At 69.8% G+C, this 19,351-nt stretch carries 23 protein-coding genes; 14 read left to right on the top strand and 9 right to left on the bottom strand.

Features of this window, described 5'->3' with window-relative positions:
- The first annotated feature begins 73 nt into the window (after positions 1 to 73).
- Complete coding sequence (locus tag P1K31_RS03280; protein WP_368410879.1) at positions 74 to 1,618, top strand: acyl-CoA carboxylase subunit beta; 1,545 nt, start codon at positions 74 to 76, stop codon at positions 1,616 to 1,618.
- A complete protein-coding gene (locus P1K31_RS03275) occupies positions 1,615 to 1,857 on the top strand; it encodes a DUF8022 family protein (protein ID WP_276304845.1) in 243 nt (80 codons plus the stop codon). Before P1K31_RS03280 ends, P1K31_RS03275 begins: the two co-directional genes overlap by 4 nt.
- Here P1K31_RS03275 and P1K31_RS03270 read toward each other — a convergent pair whose 3' ends face one another.
- Entirely contained in the window at positions 1,858 to 2,541 is a 684-nt protein-coding gene (locus P1K31_RS03270) for a glycerophosphodiester phosphodiesterase (protein WP_276304844.1), read from the bottom strand.
- A gap of 118 nt (positions 2,542 to 2,659) precedes the next feature.
- Here P1K31_RS03270 and P1K31_RS03265 point away from each other — a divergent pair, with 118 nt between their 5' ends.
- Positions 2,660 to 4,510 carry an acetyl-CoA carboxylase biotin carboxylase subunit gene (locus tag P1K31_RS03265; RefSeq protein WP_276304843.1) on the top strand — a complete coding sequence of 617 codons (1,851 nt, stop codon included), beginning with the start codon at positions 2,660 to 2,662 and terminating at the stop codon, positions 4,508 to 4,510.
- 77 nt (positions 4,511 to 4,587) lie between these two features.
- Here P1K31_RS03265 and P1K31_RS03260 read toward each other — a convergent pair whose 3' ends face one another.
- A complete protein-coding gene (locus P1K31_RS03260) occupies positions 4,588 to 6,069 on the bottom strand; it encodes a DUF4397 domain-containing protein (RefSeq protein WP_276304842.1) in 1,482 nt (493 codons plus the stop codon).
- Positions 6,070 to 6,362: 293 nt separating this feature from the next.
- On the opposite strand from P1K31_RS03260, the gene P1K31_RS03255 reads away from it, so the two are divergent.
- From P1K31_RS03255 to P1K31_RS03240, 4 genes are all read left to right on the top strand, one after another.
- A complete protein-coding gene (locus tag P1K31_RS03255) occupies positions 6,363 to 6,638 on the top strand; it encodes an ArsR/SmtB family transcription factor (RefSeq protein ID WP_276304841.1) in 276 nt (91 codons plus the stop codon).
- A gap of 52 nt (positions 6,639 to 6,690) precedes the next feature.
- Positions 6,691 to 6,972: a DUF8036 family membrane protein gene (locus P1K31_RS03250; RefSeq protein ID WP_276304840.1), complete on the top strand. Its 282-nt coding sequence runs from the start codon at positions 6,691 to 6,693 to the stop codon at positions 6,970 to 6,972.
- 85 nt (positions 6,973 to 7,057) lie between these two features.
- Positions 7,058 to 7,363 (top strand): NifU family protein, encoded by a 306-nt coding sequence (locus P1K31_RS03245; RefSeq protein WP_276304839.1) that lies wholly within the window; start codon positions 7,058 to 7,060, stop codon positions 7,361 to 7,363.
- Positions 7,364 to 7,463: 100 nt separating this feature from the next.
- On the top strand, positions 7,464 to 8,408 hold the full coding sequence (locus P1K31_RS03240; RefSeq protein WP_276304838.1) for a biotin--[acetyl-CoA-carboxylase] ligase: 945 nt from the start codon (positions 7,464 to 7,466) through the stop codon (positions 8,406 to 8,408).
- Between the two features lie 3 nt (positions 8,409 to 8,411).
- On the opposite strand, the gene P1K31_RS03235 is transcribed toward P1K31_RS03240, so the two are convergent.
- From P1K31_RS03235 to P1K31_RS03225, 3 genes are all read right to left on the bottom strand, one after another.
- A complete protein-coding gene (locus P1K31_RS03235; protein WP_276304837.1) occupies positions 8,412 to 9,425 on the bottom strand; it encodes an amidohydrolase family protein in 1,014 nt (337 codons plus the stop codon).
- Positions 9,426 to 9,449: 24 nt separating this feature from the next.
- On the bottom strand, positions 9,450 to 10,676 hold the full coding sequence (locus tag P1K31_RS03230; RefSeq protein ID WP_276304836.1) for an HD domain-containing protein: 1,227 nt from the start codon (positions 10,674 to 10,676) through the stop codon (positions 9,450 to 9,452).
- Between the two features lie 122 nt (positions 10,677 to 10,798).
- Positions 10,799 to 12,094 carry a hypothetical protein gene (locus tag P1K31_RS03225; protein ID WP_276304835.1) on the bottom strand — a complete coding sequence of 432 codons (1,296 nt, stop codon included), beginning with the start codon at positions 12,092 to 12,094 and terminating at the stop codon, positions 10,799 to 10,801.
- 165 nt (positions 12,095 to 12,259) lie between these two features.
- On the opposite strand from P1K31_RS03225, the gene P1K31_RS03220 reads away from it, so the two are divergent.
- A complete protein-coding gene (locus tag P1K31_RS03220) occupies positions 12,260 to 12,913 on the top strand; it encodes a helix-turn-helix domain-containing protein (protein ID WP_276304834.1) in 654 nt (217 codons plus the stop codon).
- On the opposite strand, the gene P1K31_RS03215 is transcribed toward P1K31_RS03220, so the two are convergent.
- Complete coding sequence (locus P1K31_RS03215) at positions 12,914 to 13,312, bottom strand: DUF6114 domain-containing protein (protein WP_276304833.1); 399 nt, start codon at positions 13,310 to 13,312, stop codon at positions 12,914 to 12,916.
- Positions 13,313 to 13,324: 12 nt separating this feature from the next.
- The gene (locus P1K31_RS03210; RefSeq protein WP_276304832.1) at positions 13,325 to 13,921 is read right to left on the bottom strand and encodes a DUF6230 family protein; all 597 of its coding nucleotides are present in this window, start codon (positions 13,919 to 13,921) and stop codon (positions 13,325 to 13,327) included.
- A 274-nt stretch (positions 13,922 to 14,195) separates the two neighbouring features.
- Between P1K31_RS03210 and cofD the strand changes: the two genes are divergently transcribed.
- From cofD to P1K31_RS03190, 4 genes are read left to right on the top strand one after another with little or no spacing between them, the layout of a single operon-like run.
- Positions 14,196 to 15,191: a 2-phospho-L-lactate transferase gene (gene cofD / locus P1K31_RS03205; RefSeq protein WP_276304831.1), complete on the top strand. Its 996-nt coding sequence runs from the start codon at positions 14,196 to 14,198 to the stop codon at positions 15,189 to 15,191.
- The gene (locus tag P1K31_RS03200; protein WP_276304830.1) at positions 15,188 to 16,012 is read left to right on the top strand and encodes a tRNA-dihydrouridine synthase; all 825 of its coding nucleotides are present in this window, start codon (positions 15,188 to 15,190) and stop codon (positions 16,010 to 16,012) included. The genes cofD and P1K31_RS03200 overlap by 4 nt, the downstream gene beginning before the upstream one ends.
- A complete protein-coding gene (locus tag P1K31_RS03195; RefSeq protein ID WP_276304829.1) occupies positions 16,012 to 16,845 on the top strand; it encodes a triphosphoribosyl-dephospho-CoA synthase in 834 nt (277 codons plus the stop codon). The genes P1K31_RS03200 and P1K31_RS03195 overlap by 1 nt, the downstream gene beginning before the upstream one ends.
- On the top strand, positions 16,842 to 17,426 hold the full coding sequence (locus tag P1K31_RS03190; RefSeq protein ID WP_379801542.1) for a DUF447 domain-containing protein: 585 nt from the start codon (positions 16,842 to 16,844) through the stop codon (positions 17,424 to 17,426). Before P1K31_RS03195 ends, P1K31_RS03190 begins: the two co-directional genes overlap by 4 nt.
- Here P1K31_RS03190 and gvpO read toward each other — a convergent pair.
- Positions 17,423 to 17,974, bottom strand: a complete 552-nt coding sequence (gvpO, locus tag P1K31_RS03185; RefSeq protein ID WP_276304828.1) for a gas vesicle protein GvpO, halophile-type — start codon at positions 17,972 to 17,974, stop codon at positions 17,423 to 17,425. The genes P1K31_RS03190 and gvpO overlap by 4 nt on opposite strands.
- 29 nt (positions 17,975 to 18,003) lie before the next feature.
- On the bottom strand, positions 18,004 to 18,285 hold the full coding sequence (gene gvpA / locus P1K31_RS03180) for a gas vesicle protein GvpA (protein WP_276304827.1): 282 nt from the start codon (positions 18,283 to 18,285) through the stop codon (positions 18,004 to 18,006).
- A gap of 177 nt (positions 18,286 to 18,462) precedes the next feature.
- On the opposite strand from gvpA, the gene P1K31_RS03175 reads away from it, so the two are divergent.
- Both P1K31_RS03175 and gvpG read left to right on the top strand, forming a co-directional pair.
- Positions 18,463 to 19,095 (top strand): GvpL/GvpF family gas vesicle protein, encoded by a 633-nt coding sequence (locus P1K31_RS03175; RefSeq protein WP_276304826.1) that lies wholly within the window; start codon positions 18,463 to 18,465, stop codon positions 19,093 to 19,095.
- Complete coding sequence (gvpG, locus tag P1K31_RS03170; protein ID WP_276304825.1) at positions 19,095 to 19,346, top strand: gas vesicle protein GvpG; 252 nt, start codon at positions 19,095 to 19,097, stop codon at positions 19,344 to 19,346. Before P1K31_RS03175 ends, gvpG begins: the two co-directional genes overlap by 1 nt.
- The last annotated feature ends 5 nt before the right edge of the window (positions 19,347 to 19,351 follow it).

Genomic DNA, 19,351 nt, shown 5'->3' with positions numbered 1-19,351 from the left:
GAGAGGGCCGGTACGTGCTATCCCGGTACCCTTTTGACCCGTCTGCACGGACCCCCGATACTCAACCATGACGATGGAGGATCGGATCGAGGAGTTGCGCGAGAAGAGCGCGCGCGCCGAACTGGGAGGCGGCGAGGACCGCATCGAGTCCCAGCACGACCGCGGGAAGCTGACCGCGCGCGAGCGCGTCGAGTACTTCCTCGACGACGGGACGTTCGAGGAGTTCGACCAGTTGCGCACCCACCGCAGCCACAACTTCGGCATGGAGGAGCGCCAGGTCCCCGGCGACGGCGTCGTGACGGGCTACGGCGAGGTGGACGGCCGCAAGGTGTTCGTCTTCGCCCACGACTTCACCGTCTTCGGCGGGTCGCTCGGGGAGGTGTTCGCCGAGAAGGTCTGTAAGGTGATGGATCGAGCGATGGAGGTCGGCGCGCCCATCGTCGGGCTCAACGACTCCGCGGGCGCGCGCATCCAGGAGGGCGTCGCCTCCCTCGCGGGCTACGCCGACATCTTCCACCGCAACCAGCAGGCGAGCGGCGTCGTCCCGCAGATCTCGGCCATCATGGGCCCGTGTGCCGGCGGGGCGGTCTACTCCCCCGCCATCACGGACTTCGTCTTCATGGTGCAGGAGACGAGCCACATGTTCATTACCGGCCCCGAGGTCATCAAGACCGTCACGGGCGAGGAGGTCGGCTTCGAGGAACTCGGGGGCGCGAAGACGCACGCCGGGACCAGCGGCGTCGCCCACTTCTCCGAGGCGGGCGAGGAGCAGGCGCTCGACGACATCAGGCACCTCCTGTCGTACCTCCCGTCGAACAACGTCGAGGACCCGCCGCGGGTGGATCCGTGGGATGACCCCGAGCGCGCCGACGAGGACCTCCTCGACATCGTCCCCGACAAGCCACAGAAGCCCTACGACATCACGGACGTCGTCGACGGCGTCGTGGACGCGGACTCGTTCTTCGAGGTGCAGCGCTCCTACGCGCGCAACCTCGTTGTCGGGTTCGCCCGCCTCGACGGCCACTCGATCGGGATCGTGGCGAACCAGCCGCGCGTGAACGCGGGGACGCTCGACATCGACGCCTCGCTGAAGGGCGCGCGGTTCGTGCGCTTCTGCGACGCGTTCAACCTCCCGATCCTGACGTTCGTGGACGTTCCCGGCTTCATGCCCGGCACCGACCAGGAACACGGCGGCATCATCAAACACGGCGCGAAGCTGCTCTACGCCTACTCCGAAGCGACGGTCCCGCTGCTCACCGTCATCACGCGCAAGGCATACGGCGGCGCGTACGACGTCATGGCGTCGAAGCACATCGGCGCGGACGTCAACTACGCCTGGCCGACCGCCGAGATCGCGGTCATGGGACCCCAGGGCGCGGTGAACATCCTCTACCGCGAGGAGCTCGCCGCGGCCGACGACCCGAAGACGCGCCGCGAGGAACTCATCGACGAGTACCGCGAGGCGTTCGCCAACCCCTACGTGGCGGCCGACCGCGGGTTCGTCGACGCCGTGCTCGAACCGACCGACACCCGGCGACGGCTCGTCCACGACCTGGAGATGCTCCGGAGCAAGCGCAAGCAGCAGCCGAGCCGCAAGCACGGCAACATCCCGCTATGAGGATCGGACTGCCCGAGGACGCCGACCCGGACGAGGCCGCCGCCATCGTCGCGGCGCTGAACGCCCACCTCAGCCGGCAGGCGGCGCTGCTCGCCGCGAACGGCGAGGAGGCGTCGTGGGACGGCAGGCGCTGGTCGTTTACCGGGCGGCTCGAGGCGACGCGCCGTCGCACCCGCCGCGTGCCCGAGTTCGCGCCGACCGACCCCTGGACGGCGGCGGCGCGCGCGGAGCGGTTCTGACTACCCCACCACCCGCCAGTCGTCGACGATGACGCCGTCCACGCCCGCCCGCCGGAGTTCTCTAACTGCGCGGCGGTTCGGGACGGTCCACGCGTTCACCGCCAGCCCGAGGTCCCGCGCGCGGCCGACGCGCCGCCCGCCGTCCAGACAGAGCCGGTACTCCGGGTGGGCGCACTCGCAGCCGAGCCGCCGCGCCCGCCTGATCCCGCGCCGCCACGATCGGCGCTTCGTCGTGAGCTCGCGGGAGAAGAGATAGCCGCGGGGGAGGTCGCTCCGCGCGCCCACCTCCCGCAGCGCCGCCGGTTCGAACGACGAGACGATGACCTCGTTTTCGACGCCCTCCAGGAGGCGAACCGCCTCTCGACCCATCCCCGCGTGCTTCAGTTCGACGTTGACGCCGACGGAGGGGGGAACGGCGTCGAGGAGCTCCGAGAGCAGCGGGATCCGCTCGTCGCTCCCGCCGACGGTGAGCGTCCGGAGGGTGGACCAGTCGGTTCGGTCCACCCGACCCTCCGCGCCCGTGAGCCGACCGAGGCGCTCGTCGTGGAAGACGACGAGCTCACCCGACCCGCAGCGTCGCACGTCCACCTCGATCGCGTCGACGTGCGGCGCGGCGCGCTCGACGGCGAGGAGCGTGTTCTCGGGCGCGTGAGCGGGACACCCCCGGTGTCCGATGCAGCGCATACCCGCTCTGTTCGGTCGGAGAGTACATCAAGCATCGCGACGCGATGTCGTGTCGGTCGGGTGAGAATCGCGGGACGCTTCACGTAGATTTATCTGGCGACTCCTGATAGGGACGATCATGTTCGAGAAGGTTCTCGTCGCCAACCGAGGCGAGATCGCGGTGCGCGTGATGCGCGCCTGCGAAGAACTCGGCGTTTCGACCGTCGCTATCTACAGCGAAGCCGACAAGAACGCGGGACACGTCCGGTACGCCGACGAGGCGTACAACGTCGGGCCCGCCCGGGCCGCCGAGTCGTACCTGGATCAGGAGGCGATCGTCGACGCCGCCCGAAAGGCCGGCGCGGACGCCGTCCACCCCGGCTACGGCTTCCTCGCCGAGAACGCCGAGTTCGCCGCGCGCGTCGAGGCGGAGGACGGCCTCACGTGGATCGGCCCGTCGAGCGACTCGATGGAGCAACTCGGCGAGAAGACGAAGGCGCGGAAGGTGATGCAGGAGGCGGGCGTGCCGATCGTGCCCGGCACGACCGACCCCGTCGAGTCCGTCGAGGAGGTCCGCGCGTTCGGCGAGGAACACGGCTACCCCATCGCCATCAAGGCCGAGGGGGGCGGCGGCGGCCGCGGGATGAAGGTCGTCCACGACCCCGACGAGGCCGAGGAGCAACTCGAGAGCGCACAGCGCGAGGGCGAGGCGTACTTCGACAACCCCTCGGTCTACCTCGAGCGCTACCTCGAAGCGCCCCGACACATCGAGGTGCAGATCGTCGCCGACCACCACGGCAACGTCCGCCACCTCGGCGAGCGCGACTGCTCGCTCCAGCGCCGCCACCAGAAGATCATCGAGGAGGCCCCCTCCCCGGCGCTCTCCGACGACCTCCGCGAGCGCATCGGCGAGTCCGCCCGCCGGGGCGTCGCCGCGTCCGACTACGTCAACGCGGGAACGGTCGAGTTCCTCGTCGAGGAAGATCCCGACCGCGACGCCGACGAGGTGCTCGGCGGGGACGCGGACTTCTACTTCCTCGAGGTGAACACGCGCATCCAGGTCGAGCACACCGCCACGGAGGAGATCACGGGGATCGACATCGTGAAGTGGCAGATCCGCGTCGCCGCGGGCGAGGAAATCGCCTTCGCACAGGACGACGTCGAGATCGACGGCCACGCGATGGAGTTCCGCATCAACGCGGAGAACGCGGCCAACGGCTTCGCGCCGGCGACCGGGACGCTCGAGACGTACGACCCGCCGGGCGGCATCGGCGTCCGCATGGACGACGCCCTCCGACAGGGCGACACGGTCGTCGGCGACTACGACTCGATGATCGCGAAGCTGATCGTCTGGGGGCAGAACCGCGAGGAGTGTCTCGCCCGCTCGAAGCGTGCGCTCGCCGAGTTCGACGTCGAGGGGGTCGTGACGGTCATCCCGTTCCACCGCCTCATGCTCACGGACGAGGCGTTCGTCTCGGGGACGCACACGACGAACTACCTCGACAACGAACTCGATCAGGACGAACTCGACGCCGCACAGGAGCGGTGGGGTCCCGCGGGGGCCGCGGGCGAGGCGAACGAGGACGAGGAGGTCACCGAGCGCGAGTTCACCGTCGAGGTCAACGGCAAGCGCTTCGAGGTGAGCCTCGAGGAGCGCGGCGGCCCGGCACTCCCCGCGGCGGGGGGTTCGAACTCCCCGGGGCGCCAGCGGCGTCCCTCCCGCGGCGGCAGCGGTGGAGGCGGTGGGGGCGACGGCGGCGCGGCCGCGAGCGCCGAGGGCGAACAGGTCGAAGCCGAGATGCAGGGAACGATCCTCTCGGTGAACGTCTCGGAGGGCGACGAGGTCGAGTCGGGCGACGTGCTCTGCGTGCTCGAAGCGATGAAGATGGAGAACGACGTCGTCGCCGAGCGCGGCGGCACCGTCACGCAGGTGGTGGTCGAGGAGGGCCAGAGCGTCGACATGGGCGACGTACTCGTCGTCATAGACTGAGACACGGGAGACACGGAACGCCGCGGCGCTTCGGCGTCCGCTCGCCCGAGAAGAGGTGGGTCGGGTCGCGCGGACGACTACGAACTGTTGTTCGTGAGGTTGTCGGTGAGGTTGGTGTCGTTGGTGAGGTTCGTCGCGTTATCGGTGAGGTTCGTGTCGTTAGTGACGTTGGTGGCGTTGTCCCCGGTCACGTTGGTGTCGTTGGTGACGTCGGTGACGTTATCGTCGGTGACGTTGTCGTCCGTGACGTTCGTCTCGTTGGTGACGTTGTCACCGGGCGCGCCGTCGTCCGCTCCGACGCCACCGCCGACTTCGACCGACACGACGGGCGGTGCGACGGCGTCGATGGTGGCGACGGCCGTCAGCGGTCGATCGTCGGTCGCGAGGGCCGCGGGATCGACCGCACCGCCGTTCGTCGCGTTCGTCGCGTTAGTGACGTTCGTGTCGTTAGTGACGTTGTCACCGGTCACGTTGGTGTCGTTGGTGACGTCGGTGACGTTGTCGTCCGTGACGTTCGTCTCGTTGGTGAGATTCGTCGCGTTGTCAGTGAGGTTCGTGTCGTTAGTGACGTTGGTGGCGTTAGCGACGTTCGTCTCGTTCGTCTCGTTGGTGAGGTTCGTCGCGTTATCGGTGAGATTCGTGTCGTTAGTGACGTTGGTGGCGTTGTCCCCGGTCACGTTGGTGTCGTTGGTGACGTCGGTGACGTTGTCGTCCGTGACGTTCGTCTCGTTCGCCGCGCCGGCCGCGGCCTCGGGCGTCGCCTCGCCGGCGACGTAGAGCGTCGACTTCGTTCCGCTCGGGAGGTAGGTTTGCAGGACGAGCGGGGGACCGTCTGCCCGCTCCACCTGGAGGACCTGCTCGCCGGCGTCGAACAGCACGTAGCTGCTCACGTCGCCGAACTCCCCGTTCTCGGCGACGGGTTCGTCGTCGGCGACGAGGTCGACCTCGCCTGCGTCGGGCGACGCGTGAACGAACCGGACGGCCGCGCGTTCGCTCGTCGGGTTGGGGACGCTCGCGTCTTCGCTGTCCGTGATGACCTGCACCGCAAGCGACTGTTCGTCGCCCTCCGGCGAGAGTTCGCCGACGGCGAGCACGGTCGCGTCCCGCTCGCTCAGCACTCTGAACTCCGGCACGTCGAGGACGACCGTCCCGGGGTCGCCGGCCGGCGTCACCTTCAGCGCGTAGACCCCTACGGGGACCTCGAAGTAGCGCCCCCTGTTGCTCGGCGCGAAGTTCCCGAACTCGAGGCCCGAGACCGCCGGCGAGGTGTCGGTCGGGTTGAAGTCAGCGTCGAGTCCGACGTACACGTCTACCGGAGGCGTATCCGGGGAGAGGTGACCGACCCGAACCCCGCCGGTTCTGATTCCGTCCTCCCCGGGCGGGAAGACCTCGCTGTCCGTCTCGTTACCGTCCTGTTGTGCTGTTACGAACCCCGCGCCGCCGATCGCGCTCGCCGCACCCGCTACGCCGAGCAGCTTGAGGACCGTCCGTCGGTTTGTCTCAGTCATGAGTCGCTCAAAGCAATGTAGGCCGGACAACAGGGTTATTAGTTTTCCCAATTTCTACCCCAATAGAGCGACATCTTATTGTTTTTGAGACGTAATACTGTACATTTATATCTCATAATACCGAAACACATCGTGTATCTCTATGTTTTGATGGTCCGTCTTCCCTGACGTACGGCGGGACGTGGGCTAACCGCAGGGGCTAAACGCGTGCCGACCGTCGGTACGTACGAGACGGTCGCCGCTCGCGTGCCGGGCCACCTGCGCGGCGAGTGACCACAGATGGAGATACGACCACACTCAGCACGGCGAAGAGCCCGTGCTTTCGACGTCCGAGGGGATACGGGATGAAGGGTGATCTCTGGTACGTCCTGGCTGGCACCCGCGGCGGGCGTAACCGGACCCGCCTGCTCCGCGCGGTAGCGGAGCGCCCGCGAAACGCGAACCAGCTGGCGTCGGCACTCGATCTCGACTACAAGACGGTCCGACACCACCTCGAGGTACTCCAGTCGAACGGCATCGTCGAGGAGAGCGGCGGCGGCTACGGCGCGGTGTACCTCCCGAGCGATCAGGTACAGCGACACTGGGAGACCGTCGAGGAGATCATCGCGAAGACCGATTGATTGGGGCGAGAGTTGGGAAAGTATATTCCCCGCTTCGTTTCGGAGACGGGGCATGGTCGGCTGGTTGGACGTCGCCCGCGTCGCGTCCGCGGTGAACGTCGGACTGCTCCTCAGCTTCGGCTACGTCTGGGGACGCAACCACCTCGAACTGCGCACCAGACAGACCCTCGGCCTGCTCGTCTTCGCCTGCTGTCTGCTCGCGGCGAACCTCCTCGCGCTCTACTACGTGACCGCCGCGGCGTCGCTCCAGCCGTCCGCGATCCGCGCCGTGGCGGCGCTTCAACTCCTGCAGGCGGTGGGCCTGCTCGCGCTCGCCTGGGTGACGTGGAACTGACCCCGACGATCCCGCGAACCGCTCCGACGACCGCGCCCCCGTCCGAGCGACGGCGCTAAGACCCGCCGCCCCCTTCTCTCCGGTGATGAGCGTCGAACAGGTAGACGAGGAGGAACTCAGGGAGCGCATCTCCCGCTTTATGATGCGCAACTTCCCGCAGATCCAGATGCACGGCGGGAGCGCCGCTATCCAGGACCTCGACGTCGAGGGGCGGAGCGTCACCATCGCCCTCGGCGGGGCCTGCAGCGGCTGTGGCATCTCGCCGATGACGATCCAGGCGCTGAAGACGCGCCTGATCCAGGAGATCCCGGAGATCGACACGGTCCACGCGGAGACCGGTTTCGGCTCCGACGCGCCGTTCGGCTACGATCCGGACGACGTGCCGTTCTGACCCGCGCACGACCCCGCGATCCCTCCGGTCGATCGTCGCTCCGGGTCGACCCCACCGGAACACCTATAACTAGAAGGGCCAGCGCCGGCAATCGCGGCGCATGAACGAGACGCGACGCCGGGTGCTCGACGCGCTCGCCGACGGCCCCGTCTCGGGCCCGGCGCTGGCCGACGACCTCGGCGTCTCCCGGACCGCCGTCTGGAAGCACGTCGAGGCGCTCCGCGAGGCGGGCTTCGGGGTGGAGAGCGTGGACGACGGGTACCGGCTCACCGCCGTCCCCGAGTCGGGAGCGGCGGCGCTGGAGTTCGGCCTCGACGCGCCGTTCTCCGTCGAACACCACGCGAGCCTCGACAGCACCAACCGACGCGCCCGGGAACTCGCCGAGGGGGGCGCGAACGACGTGGCGGTCGTCGCCGACGCGCAGACCGGCGGGCGGGGTCGCCTCGACCGGGAGTGGACCTCCCCGCCGGGCGGCGTCTACCTGAGCGTCGTCTGCCGGCCGGAGCTCCCGATGGCGCGCGCGCCGCTGTTCACGCTGGCCGCCGCCGTCGCCGCGACCCGCGCCGCCCGCGAGGCGGGTGTCGACGCGCGCATCAAGTGGCCCAACGACGTGCTCGTCCCGGACGACGAGGGCGGGACGCGAAAGCTCGCGGGCGTCCTCACGGAGGCCCGCGGCGAGACCGACCGCGTCGAGTGGCTCGTCGTCGGCGTCGGCGTGAACGTCGAGGCGACCCGCGAGGAGCTCCCGGCGGGGGCGACGAGCCTCCGCGCGGAGGGGGTCGACCCGGACCGCCGCGCGTTCGTCCAGCGGCTCCTCGAGACCTTCCACGACCTCCGTCGTGACCTCGACGCGGTCCTGCCCGCGTGGCGCGAACTGGCGCTCACGCTCGGCCAGCGCGTCCGCGTCGAGACGCCCGGCGGCGAGGTCGTCGGCCGGGCGGTCGACGTGGAGTCGCCCGGAACGCTCGTCGTCGAGACCGACGACGGCCCGGTGCGCGTCACCGCCGGCGACTGCGAACACCTCCGCCCGCTCGACACGTCCTGACCGCTAGAGGAGTACGCGCTTCACGTCGCTCACGCCGGCGCGACGGACCACCGCCCTGACGACGTCCCGCGCGCCGGCGAGGTTGTCCGAGTCGCCGTCGAGCACGAGCAGGCGGGCCTCGCGGCCCGGCTCGACGACGCCGCAGTTCAGCCCCGCGACCTCCGCACCCGCCGCGGTCGCGGCGCGTAGCACCTCGGGCGCGTCGAGGTCGGTCAGCTTCGCCACGAATTCCATCTCGCGGAACATCGACGGCGCGTTCATCATCACGTTGTCCGTCCCGAGGGCGACGGTCGTCCGGTCGAGCAGCTCCTCGATCGGCGGGACGCCGACGCCAGTCACCAGGTTCGACCGCGGGCAGACTACCGCGGGGATACGCCGCTCCTCGATCACGTCGAGGTGTCGCTCGCGGGCGTGGACGAGGTGGACGAGGAAGTCCGGGTCGAGATCGAGGGCGGCGTCGATGTCGTCCGGGTCGCGCTCGCCCGCGTGGATGCCGAACAGCTTCCCCGCCTCCCGGGTCGCCTCGCGCTCCCGGGTGAAGTCGGCGTCCCGCGCGCCGCTCGCGCCGTACCCGTCGGCCGAAGCGAGCACGTCGATCGACCCGCGGCCGAGGACGACCGGCTCCAGGTCGAGCCCCTCGACCGCGCGGTCGAGCAGCCGGACGCCCGCGCTCCCGCCCTCGCGGAACTCGAGGAACGCGCCGGTGCCGCCCGTCCGCATGTAGCGGAGCGAGCGGCGCATCGCCCCGACCAGTTCCTCGTCGCTCGCCGACCGGAGCAGGCGGTGTTTCAGCCCGTCCGGCGGCGCGACGAGTTCGTCCAGCGAGAGCCCCGCGCCGGCTTCCTTGGCGATCGAGTCGCCGACGTGCGTGTGAGCGTTGACGAACGCGGGGAGGACGACGTCCGTCGACTCGACGCGTGCCTCCTCGACGGCCGCGATCCGGCCGTCCTCGACGACGACCCGCCCCTCGACCGGGTCGAGATCGCGCCCGGCGAGTATCGTCCCGTCTACGTGCATAGTCGATAGCGGCGGCCGACGCCCTTAGTTCTCGCTGAACTCGTCGAGCGTTCGGTGGCGTCCCACCCGGACCTCGCTGACGAGCGCGTCGAGGTCGAGCCCGAGGACGCGCTCCGCGGCGTGACCGACCGCCTCCGTGTGCCGATCGGGCGCGTAGACGCCGAAGCGCCACTGGTCGTGCTGGACGCGCATGAGCGCCTGCACGAGCGTGGACTGGCTCTCGAGCCGGCGGATGTTCCCGTTGACGACGACGCGGCTCGTGGACTCGGGGATCGAGGGGCGACCCGGCACGTCGAGGACGACGTGTTCGCGGTCGACGCCGGCCGCCTCGGCCACCTCACGTTCGAGGTCGACGATCTCGCCGTCTCCCGCGTCGAGCAGGGCGTCGGGGACGCTGTCGAGCTCGGCCCACACCGCCCGTTTGTAGAGGTCGCGCCGGTCGAGGCGGTCGGCGTAGCCGGCGGTCGCCTCGCAGTCGCGCAGCGCGGCGAACAGGGAGTGGTCGTCGAACCGGCGGAGCCCCTCGGGGCTGACGTCGGGGGCGTCTAGCAGGCGCTCGGCCGCGCGGCGGAGCATCGCCTTGGCGATGCGCGCGGTGTGGTGGCCGTACACCGCTGGCGTCATCAGGGCGCGCGCGACCAGCAGGCTCTCCGCGGTCTGGACGTTGCCCTCCGCGAGAACCAGTTCGCCGTCGACGAACCGCAGCTCGCGGACGAGTCGCTCGTGGTCGATGGTGCCGTAGGGGACGCCCGTGTGGTGGGCGTCGCGGACGAGGTAGTCCATCCGGTCGACGTCGAGCTCGCCGGAGACCAGCTGGCCGAGTTCGCCGTCGCCGCGGACGAGGTCGGCGATCTCGCCGGGGTCAAGCCCGTGGTCGTCGAGCACCTCGGCGACCTCGCCCGCCCGCAGCAGGTCGTGGACCTCGTCGTGGTACTTGCCCGTGTGGCGGTGGATGACGTCCTCGACGTTGTGGCTGTAGGGACCGTGACCGGCGTCGTGCAGGAGGGCGGCCGCCCGGACGCGGTCGGCCTTCACCCCCTCGATGCCGAGGTGCGAGAGGGTCTCGTTCGCGAGGTGGTAGACGCCGAGGCTGTGCTCGAAGCGGGTGTGGTTCGCGGAGGGGTAGACGAGGGCGACGGTGCCCAGTTGGCTGATGCGCCGCAACCGCTGGACCATCGGGGTATCGAGGAGGGCCTCGGCGACGCCCGACACCTCGATGTGGTCGTGGACGCTGTCCTTGATGGTCGTCATACGCCCGGTTCGTCGTTATAGTTTAAAAACCGTCGCCCGTCGACGTACTGGCGTAATTCGAGGGGGAGCCTCCGACCTCGCGGAGCGAGTAGGAGTGGTCGAGGCGAGCGAGCGGGGGGAGTTTACAGCAGACCGCCGTCGTCGGAACCGCCCGAACCGTCCGGGGATCCGGAACCGTCCGAGCCACCGGAGTCGTTTCCGTCCCCCGAGAGCGCGCCGGTGGCTCCGTCGCTCGTGTTCTCGGCGGTGTCGGTGGTCCCGTCGACGGTGTCGTTCGCGGTGTTCGTCGTCCCGTCCACCGTGTCGTTTGCCGCGTCGGTCGTCTCGTCCGTCGCGTCGCCGACCGCGGCCGTGTCGTTCGTCGCGTCGTCGACGGCACCGGTGGTCGCCTCGGTAGTTTCGTCGACCGTCCCCGTCGCGTCGTCGGTAGTCTCGCCGGCGTCCTCCGCGGTGTCGTCGGTCGCGTCTCCCGCGCGCTCCGCGGTGTCGTCGACCGCGTCGGTCGCATTGCCTGTCGCGCCGCCGGACGCGTCGTCGACCGCGTCCGTCGTCTCGCCGACTGTCTCGTCCGCGGCGTCCGTGGTCTCGTCCACCGTGTCGGTCGCCGCGTCGGTCGTCTCGTTCACCGTGTCGTTCACCGCGTCGGTCGTCTCGTTCACCGTGTCGGTCGTATTCCTGATCGGTTGCGTGACGCGATCGACCGCGTCGCCGACTGGCTCGGTGACGTTCCCCACGGGTCGAGTGGCGTCGTCGACGGGGGCGGTGACGTCGTCGAACGGTTCCGTGACGTTCTCCACCGGACCGGTCGCGTCCTCGACGGGGTTCGTCCCGTTCTCCGACGCGACGGAGACGGGTAGCTGGGCGGCGAGGTCGAGCGCCTCGTCGGACGGCACGCGAAGCGTGAGCTCGGCCGCCCGGCCCGACTCGAAGGAGAGGTCGGTCCGCTCCCCGAGTATCTCCGTGTCGCGGAGGGAGACGCCCACCATGGTGACCTGAAGCGTCTCCGGAGAGGAGGAGAGGAGGTCGAAGCAGATGCGGTCGGCGTCGATCGCCGCGGAGACGATGCGGAACGTCCCCGGTTCGCGTTCCGCCGGTTCGATCGTCGAACTCGCCGCGACCGACTCGATGCTGAGGTCCGACGCGGTCTGTCGATAGGCGTCGACGGTCACGTCGGACAGGGACGGCGAGGGGAAACAGCCGACGACGTCCTCCACCGACAGCGACCCGTTCGACTCGCCCCCCGATTCGGACGTCTCGTTCTCCGACGCCGCGGAGGCGGAAGCGTCGGCGTCGGCGCTCCCGTCGCCTCCCGCGTCGGTCGCGTTCCCTCCGTCGAGCGCGCCCGCCGGGGCGGCGACCACGAACAGACAGACGACGAGGGCGACCACGAGGCCGCCGCGGTGGACGTTTCGTAACACGGTCTCGTTGTAGTGTGATACCGTGTTACAGCAAGTCGCTTGTCCGAGTTATTGCCGGGAGTTTATGTTCCCGCGAATGGCCGTCACGGGACGGAGTCAGTCGTGAAACGGAGCCTGTCATGCGAGCCAGTACAGTAATACCATCGGAGAATATTGTGGTTTTACATGAAGTATGCGACCGTCACGCTCACGCTTCCTGACGGTGGCGTTCATCCCGTCGGCGCGGCCATCGCCGACCTGGAGGGGGTGACGCGGGAGGGACTGCTCCACGTCAACGCCCTGTTCGACGGCAACGGCGTGCTCGTGTATCGCCTCTCGGGGGACGTCTCTCCCCTCGGCCCGATGCTCGACGACCACCCCGACGTCATCTCATACGACCTCGTCGACGAGCCAGACGACGGCCACTACTGCTACGTGTACGTCAAGCCGGGCCATCCAGCGGGAACGCTCATGTATCTCGTCGAGAAGTACGCGCTCATCCTCGACCCGCCGCTCGAGTTCCTCGGGAACGGCCGCCTGCGCGTCACGGTGGCCGGCCGGCCCGAGATGCTCCGGAAGGCGTTCGAGCAGTTCCCTGACGACGTGGTCATCGACGTCGAGCAGGCTGGCGAGTACGTCCCCGGACACGCACAGTTGCTCGCGGCGCTCACCGACCGTCAGCGCGAGGTGCTCGAGACCGCCGTCCAGCTCGGTTACTACGACATCCCGCGACGGGCGACGCACGCGAGCATCGCTCGCGAACTCGACTGCGCCTCCAGTACGATCGACGAACACCTGAGAAAGGCGGAAGCGCGCCTCTTCGGCGCGCTGGTCGGATAACTACTCGGTCTCGGCCGGCGGCTCCCACGCGACGCAGAGCGACCCGCCGGCGACGCCGACGATACTCCCGATGACGAACCCGCCGAGCGCACCGAAGATCGACGCGACGGCGATGAGCATCCCCGCGACGCCGAAGAAGCTCGCCAGTTCGGGCTGCGCGAGCGCGAACACGCCGCACAGCAGGACGAACACCGTGAAGATGAGTCCGATGTACGCGAACTCGGCCGGGACGAGCGCGAACTTGACCGCCAGATCGAGAGGGATGATCCCGATGAGCAACCCCGAGACGATCAGCAACACGCCACCCCAGAACGGCCGCTCGCGCTTCCACGAACTGAACTGCCGTCTGTAGCCGTCCGCCCCCGCGCTCGCCGTCGGAACGTCGAATCGTGTACTCATGTCGAGGTCACCTCACGCGGGCTGGGCGCACGCGCTCTCGGGCATGTCGGCCGACTCGTTGGGGTTGACCTCGGTCTTCACGACCGTCCCCTTCAGCGTGATGGACTCGACGAACTGGCTCTGGGCCTTGATCCGCCCGTCCTCGATCGTGATGGCGGGACTGGACAGCGATAGCTGGTCCTCGACGTCGGAGCTCGGCGCGCCCGCCTCGATCCGCTGGCCCTGGTCGAACGTCAGATCGCCGTTGAGGTAGGTGAACTTCTGCGTGAGGCCGGTGAACTGCACCGTCTCGTCGGTCGTGATGAGCACGCGGACCGTGTCGCCGGTCGGGCTCTCGATGTCCTTATAGAGGTTCAACCCCTCGATCGTCCCCTCCTCGATCTGGGCGACCGAGGCGGGGTACGCGGAACAGTCGCTGTTGTTCTCCAACGTCGCGTACTGCTGGAACCCCTGTCCCTTCAACTCGTCGAACGTGACGGTGAAGCCGCCGACCCCCGCGGTCGGCACCGCGACCGCCACTCCGCCCATGACGACGCCTGCGCCCACGCCGAGCAGCAGGAGGTTACCCACGAGAAACACCGTCGCGAACCGCTTCTTGTCGATTGGCATGGCCTACCGGTACACATCAACCGCGGTCCGTTATCGTTTACCACAGGAATACCCGGTTGTTTAAAACAATACTCTCCATTCCGTGACTATCGTCCCGCGGGCGGTGGCACGAGATCCCCCAGCGCGACCCGTAACAGCGGCGAGGTTCCCTCTGTCACGGTGACTGGTGCGTTCGGACGCCGCGTGCCGAGGCGCTCGTTCCCCGTCGTCCGGGGGAGCCGTCGAGCGGCGGACAGGCGCAACCGTTTAGCGTCGCCGCGCGGGAGTGGCGGGTATGACGACCTTCCTCGCAGGCGGTACGGGCACGCCGAAGTTGCTCGCGGGGGCCGACGCCGTCTTCCCGCCGGGGGAGACGACGGTGATCGGGAACACGGGCGACGACGTGGAACTGGGGGGCCAGTTCGTCTCGCCGGACGTCGACACCGTGCTCTTTCTCGACGGCGGCGTCCTCGACCGCGAGACGTGGTGGGGCGTGGACGACGACGGGGACGCGACGCACGCGGAACTGCTCCGCCTGGCGGAGCGGGCGGGCCTCGACGCCGGACCGCGCTACCTCCCCGAGAAGCGACAGACGGCGGGCCGCGATCTCGCCCGGTGGCGGCGGTTCTCCGGCGTCGCGGAGTTCATGTTCATCGGCGACCGGGACCGCGCCGTCCACCTCACGCGGACGAGCCTCCTCGACGAGGGGCACACGCTGACGGAGGCGACGCGGACGCTCGCCGACGCGTTCGGCCTCGAACGCGACCTCCTCCCGATGAGCGACGACCCGGTCGCGACGATCGTCCACACGCCCGACGGCCCGATGCACTTCCAGGAGTGGTGGGTCGGGCGCGGGGGCGACCCCGGGGTGACCGACGTGGAGTTCCGCGGGGCGGACGAGGCGCGGCCGACCGACGCGGTCCTCGACGCGCTCTCCGCGCCGGTGGTCGTCGGGCCGTCCAACCCGGTGACGAGCGTCGGTCCGATGCTGGCGATGGAGGCCTTCGAGCGCGCGCTGCACGCGACGCCCGTCGTCGCCGTCTCGCCGTTCGTCGGGGATCGCGTCTTCTCCGGACCGGCGGCGGAACTCATGGCGGCGGTCGGCTACGACCCCTCCACCGCGGGGGTCGCGGAGGCGTACCCCTTCGCGGACGCGTTCGTCCTCGACGAGGCCGACCCGACGGCCCTCGACCGGCCCGTCGTGCGCACGGACACGACGCTCTCGGGCGAGGCCGACGGCGAGCGCGTCGCCCGAGCGGTCCGTCAGGCACTGGAGGCGGTCGGCGGATGACGAACGTCGGTCCCTTCGAGCCGCGCGTCGCGCTCGCCAGCCTGAGCGGGGCGTCCGACGCGGCGTGGGCGCGCCGCGCAGCCGACCACGCGGGCTGTGCCTTCCTCGGCGGCATCGCGCTCGACCGCGACACCCGCGCGGCCGCCCGCGCGCTCGTCGCGCGCGAGCGCGAGGAGTTCCTCCCCGACGATCCGGTCGCGTTCGTCGAGCGCGAACTCGCGGCGCTCGACGGCGTCCCCCTCCGGGCGGGCGTGAACGTCCGCAGCGCGACGCTCGATCCCGTCCGTGCGGTCGCCCGCGTCTGCCGGGACCGCGACGCGATCCTGGAGGTGAACGCCCACTGCCGACAGGACGAGATGTGCGCGGCGGGCGCGGGCGAGGCGCTCCTGCGCGACCCCGACCGGCTCTGCGAGCAGGTGGCGGCCGCGAGCGACGAGGGGGCGGTCGTGGGCGCGAAGGTCCGCGCCGAGGTGTCGGGCGTCGACCTCCCCGACCTCGCGCGTCGGATCGAGGCGGCGGGCGGCGAGGTCATCCACGTGGACGCGATGGACTCGGAGGCCGTCGTCGCCGACGTGGTCGACGCCTGCGACCTGTTCGTGATCGCCAACAACGGCGTGCGCGACCGGGCGACCGTCGAGGAGTACCTGGACCACGGCGCGGACGCGGTGAGCGTCGGCCGTCCGAGCGACAACCCCGCCGTCCTCGCGCGGGTGCGGCGGGCGGCCGACGCGTGGTTCGCCGGGGAACGGGGGCCGCCTCCGGGGGAGCGCGCGCCCGAGCGCGAGGGGGACGTCGAGCGGGAGGAGGGAGCCGACGCCTGATGCGCGACCCCGTACAGAACGCCGAACTCGCCCTCCTGCTCGAGGTGGCGGGGACGCCCAAACCGGGGAACGTGGACCGCCGCCGCGACCACCCCGATCTGCGCTTCGAGCACTTCCTCGCCGGGGCGGTCGGAAGCGTCCCCGGACTTCGGCTGGCGGCTGGCGACGCGCCGCTCGGCGACGCGTTCGAGCGGGCCGTCGCGGGGATGGGGGAGCAGTCCGGCGGCAACACGCAGTTCGGCGCGCTGCTGCTGCTCGTCCCCCTCGTGCGGGCCGCGAGCGGGGGAGACCTCTCGCCTGCGGGCGCGCGGCGCGTCTGCGCAACGACGACGGTCGACGACGCCTGCGCGTTCTACCGCGCGTTCGAGGCCGTCGACGTGGCCGTCGACGACCCCCCCGAGGGGATGGAGGCGCTCGACGTGCGCCGTGGGGGCGACGCCGAACCGGCGCTGCGCGAGCGCGGGCTCACCCTGGCGGACGTGCTGGCCGACAGTGCGGGGGTTGACGGCGTCGCCCGGGAGTGGGACGAGGGGTTCCCGCGCACGTTCGAGGCCGCGGCGTGGCTCCTCGCCGACGACGGGCCGATCGCCGACCGCGCGTCGCGGGCGTTCCTGCGGCTTCTCGCTGACGAACCGGACACGTTCGTCGAGAAGCGCCTCGACGCCGAGACGGCGCGGGAGGCGACCGAGCGCGCCCGGGACGCGCTCGACGGCCGAGCGGACCCCGAGGCGCTGGCCGAGGAGTTCGTCGCCCGCGGCGTGAACCCCGGGACGACGGCCGACGTCACCGCCGCGGCGCTGTTCGTCGCGCTCGAGCGCGGGATGGAGGTGTGACCGACGTGTCGCCCGCGGACTGGCCCGTCGAGCTCTCGGGCGTCACCGAGTCGATCGTGACGACGCTCGGTCCGAACGACCGCTGGAACGTCGCCGCGCTCGGCCTGTCCGCGGCGGGGGACGGCCGCGTGACCGCCCGGACGTGGGGGCGCACCCGGACGCGGCGCAACTTCGACGAGCGCGGCGGGGGCTACGTCCAGTTCACGCGGGACCTCGTCGACTTCGTCGAGGCGGCCTGCTCGATCCGCGAGGAGGAGACGCCGGTCCTCGACAGCGCCGACGCCTGGTCTCGCGTGACCGTCGAGGAGTCAGACGCGGGGACGACCGACGGGACGCGGTGGGTCGAGTGGACGCTCAGGCCGGTCGAGTCGAGCGTCGAGCGACGGGCCGTCCCGACGACGAACCGCGCCCGCTGCGCCGTCGTGGAGGCGACCGTGGCCGCCTCGCGGCTGGGCGCGCCCGGCTACGACGACGAGGCGCTCCGGTCGCGCATCGCGTACTTCGAATCGGTGGTGGACTCGTGCGCCGGCGAGCGCGAACGCTCGGCGTGGGAGCGCTTCGAAGAACTGGTGGAGTTCTAAAACTGCTCCTGGTCGGTGTCGCCGCGACGGAAGCGTCGGACGCGCCGGTAGCTCTGGACCTCGCCGCCGCCGCTGAGGTCCACGCGGTACTCACCGATGATGTCGGAGGTGTCGGGGATCGATCGCCGCTCGATCACCTCCACGAGCACCGACCACTCCTCGCCGCCGTTGGCGCGCTCGATAGCGGCGATGCCGTCGAGCGGATACCCGATGAGGTCGGCCGCCGACGATCTGATCGTGTCGCGGACCTCGGCGACGTCGGCGGTCCGCGTACCATCGCCGCTCTCGTCGCCCTCGCTCTGCTCGCTCTCTTCGCTCCCGCCCTCCTCGCCTTCGGCCTCGCTCTCGTCGTTCTCACCTCCCTCCTCGTCTCCCTCCCCGTTGCCGTCGGCGACGACGACCGGCTCTTCCGCCCGGTCGTCCGCGTCGACGGTCGGATCGTCAGGGCCGTGTTGGTAACAGAAACCGTCGCTGTTCGCGGAGCGTGCACAGCGAGTGCCGTCGGCGGTGAGCGCGAGACACTGCGTCTGTTCGCCCTGGTCGTTCATTGTTGAGGGGGTTAGTTATCGGGGATCGCTCACGACGAGGTCTGCTTCGGCTCGACGAGCGGCGACGACCCGATGTCGAGTTCGTTCAGGTCCTCCAGGTCGCCGGACTCGCTCGCCAGTTCGATACGTGATATCTCCTTCGCGTAGTGGAGGAACGTATCGACGGACGCGACCACGACGCGTGCCTCGACGGTCAGGATCTCGATACCGATGATCGAGATTCGCGCCCAGATGTCGATGACGACACCCTTGTCGAGGATTCTGTCGAGTACGTCAGCGAGGCTGGACGTCCCGGGTCGTTGGCTGGACATCGTACGTAACGCCAACTCGACGGGCGTATTTAGACGTTCGCCTTGCTCACTTCGGGCGCACACTTATACGGCTACGTCGTGTGGTTTCACGGCGATGGAGGACTCGTGGAGGCCACCGCAGTCGTCGCCGCTCCGGCAGCGCTCGCCCCGCCCGAACCGACGCGCGGACGGTGCGATATGAGCGACCAGTACCTGTACGTCTACGGCGTCGTCGAGCGCGACGAGATCGATCTCGAGATGGAGGGCGTGGAGGGTGCGACGGAGGTCTACCCGGTCGACTACGGGCCGTTCTCGGCGGTCGTGAGCGACGTGGAGACGCTCGAACCGGAGGAGACCGACGAGAACAGCCGCGCCCACGACGAGGTCATCCGGGCGGTCATGGAGGGCGGTGAGGGCCGGACGTTCGTCCCGATGCGCTTCGGGATGGTGTTCAAGAACGGCCGGACGCTCAAGAGCGTCCTCCGCGAGGCGCGTCCGGCGTTCTCCCGCGCGCTCCACGACCTCGACGGGACGGTCGAACTCGGGGTGAAACTGGTCGCGCCCGAGGAGACGTCCATCGACCGCGAGGCCGTCGCGGAGGACGTCTCCGAGCGACTGTCGGCGGCGAGCGTCGGCGAGGTCGACAACGGACTGTTCAGCGACCGCCTCGTGTTCAACGCCTCCTACCTCGTCGAGCGCGAGTCCCGGGAGGCGTTCGACGAGGCGGTCGAGGGTATCGAGGACGACTACGGCGAGGAGGTGACGGTCCAGTACACCGGACCGTACGCACCGTACAACTTCGTCGATATCGAGATCGGAGCGCAGCGCTGATGTTCGTCGTCGACGACCTGCTCCTCCGGCCGCTGGTCTCGCTGGGTAACGTCATCCACTCGATGGCCATCGAGGAGATGTACGACGTCGACGCGCTGCGTGACGACCTCAAGGAGAACCGCCTTCTGTACGAACTCGGGGAGCTGTCGCGCGAGGAGTACGAACGACGGCAGGACGAGATCCGCTCCCAGATAGCCCTCGCCGAGGAGGCGCGGGAACACCTCAGCGGACGCGTCGAAGTGAAACGGTGACAGAT

Origin of the sequence: Halomarina halobia (assembly GCF_029338575.1) — an archaeon.
Lineage (GTDB): Archaea > Halobacteriota > Halobacteria > Halobacteriales > Haloarculaceae > Halomarina > Halomarina halobia.
This window is presented reverse-complemented; position numbering and strand designations above follow the sequence as displayed.

What these genes read in the sequence shown, in the direction of transcription:
- P1K31_RS03280 (WP_368410879.1), top strand. Translation starts at nt 74, where the DNA reads ATGGAGGATCGGATCGAGGAGTTGCGCGAGAAGAGCGCGCGCGCCGAA.
- P1K31_RS03275 (WP_276304845.1), top strand. Translation starts at nt 1,615, where the DNA reads ATGAGGATCGGACTGCCCGAGGACGCCGACCCGGACGAGGCCGCCGCC.
- P1K31_RS03270 (WP_276304844.1), bottom strand. Translation starts at nt 2,541, where the DNA reads ATGCGCTGCATCGGACACCGGGGGTGTCCCGCTCACGCGCCCGAGAAC.
- P1K31_RS03265 (WP_276304843.1), top strand. Translation starts at nt 2,660, where the DNA reads ATGTTCGAGAAGGTTCTCGTCGCCAACCGAGGCGAGATCGCGGTGCGC.
- P1K31_RS03255 (WP_276304841.1), top strand. Translation starts at nt 6,363, where the DNA reads ATGAAGGGTGATCTCTGGTACGTCCTGGCTGGCACCCGCGGCGGGCGT.
- P1K31_RS03250 (WP_276304840.1), top strand. Translation starts at nt 6,691, where the DNA reads ATGGTCGGCTGGTTGGACGTCGCCCGCGTCGCGTCCGCGGTGAACGTC.
- P1K31_RS03245 (WP_276304839.1), top strand. Translation starts at nt 7,058, where the DNA reads ATGAGCGTCGAACAGGTAGACGAGGAGGAACTCAGGGAGCGCATCTCC.
- P1K31_RS03240 (WP_276304838.1), top strand. Translation starts at nt 7,464, where the DNA reads ATGAACGAGACGCGACGCCGGGTGCTCGACGCGCTCGCCGACGGCCCC.
- P1K31_RS03235 (WP_276304837.1), bottom strand. Translation starts at nt 9,425, where the DNA reads ATGCACGTAGACGGGACGATACTCGCCGGGCGCGATCTCGACCCGGTC.
- P1K31_RS03230 (WP_276304836.1), bottom strand. Translation starts at nt 10,676, where the DNA reads ATGACGACCATCAAGGACAGCGTCCACGACCACATCGAGGTGTCGGGC.
- P1K31_RS03220 (WP_276304834.1), top strand. Translation starts at nt 12,260, where the DNA reads ATGAAGTATGCGACCGTCACGCTCACGCTTCCTGACGGTGGCGTTCAT.
- P1K31_RS03215 (WP_276304833.1), bottom strand. Translation starts at nt 13,312, where the DNA reads ATGAGTACACGATTCGACGTTCCGACGGCGAGCGCGGGGGCGGACGGC.
- P1K31_RS03210 (WP_276304832.1), bottom strand. Translation starts at nt 13,921, where the DNA reads ATGCCAATCGACAAGAAGCGGTTCGCGACGGTGTTTCTCGTGGGTAAC.
- cofD (WP_276304831.1), top strand. Translation starts at nt 14,196, where the DNA reads ATGACGACCTTCCTCGCAGGCGGTACGGGCACGCCGAAGTTGCTCGCG.
- P1K31_RS03200 (WP_276304830.1), top strand. Translation starts at nt 15,188, where the DNA reads ATGACGAACGTCGGTCCCTTCGAGCCGCGCGTCGCGCTCGCCAGCCTG.
- P1K31_RS03195 (WP_276304829.1), top strand. Translation starts at nt 16,012, where the DNA reads ATGCGCGACCCCGTACAGAACGCCGAACTCGCCCTCCTGCTCGAGGTG.
- gvpO (WP_276304828.1), bottom strand. Translation starts at nt 17,974, where the DNA reads ATGAACGACCAGGGCGAACAGACGCAGTGTCTCGCGCTCACCGCCGAC.
- gvpA (WP_276304827.1), bottom strand. Translation starts at nt 18,285, where the DNA reads ATGTCCAGCCAACGACCCGGGACGTCCAGCCTCGCTGACGTACTCGAC.
- P1K31_RS03175 (WP_276304826.1), top strand. Translation starts at nt 18,463, where the DNA reads ATGAGCGACCAGTACCTGTACGTCTACGGCGTCGTCGAGCGCGACGAG.
- gvpG (WP_276304825.1), top strand. Translation starts at nt 19,095, where the DNA reads ATGTTCGTCGTCGACGACCTGCTCCTCCGGCCGCTGGTCTCGCTGGGT.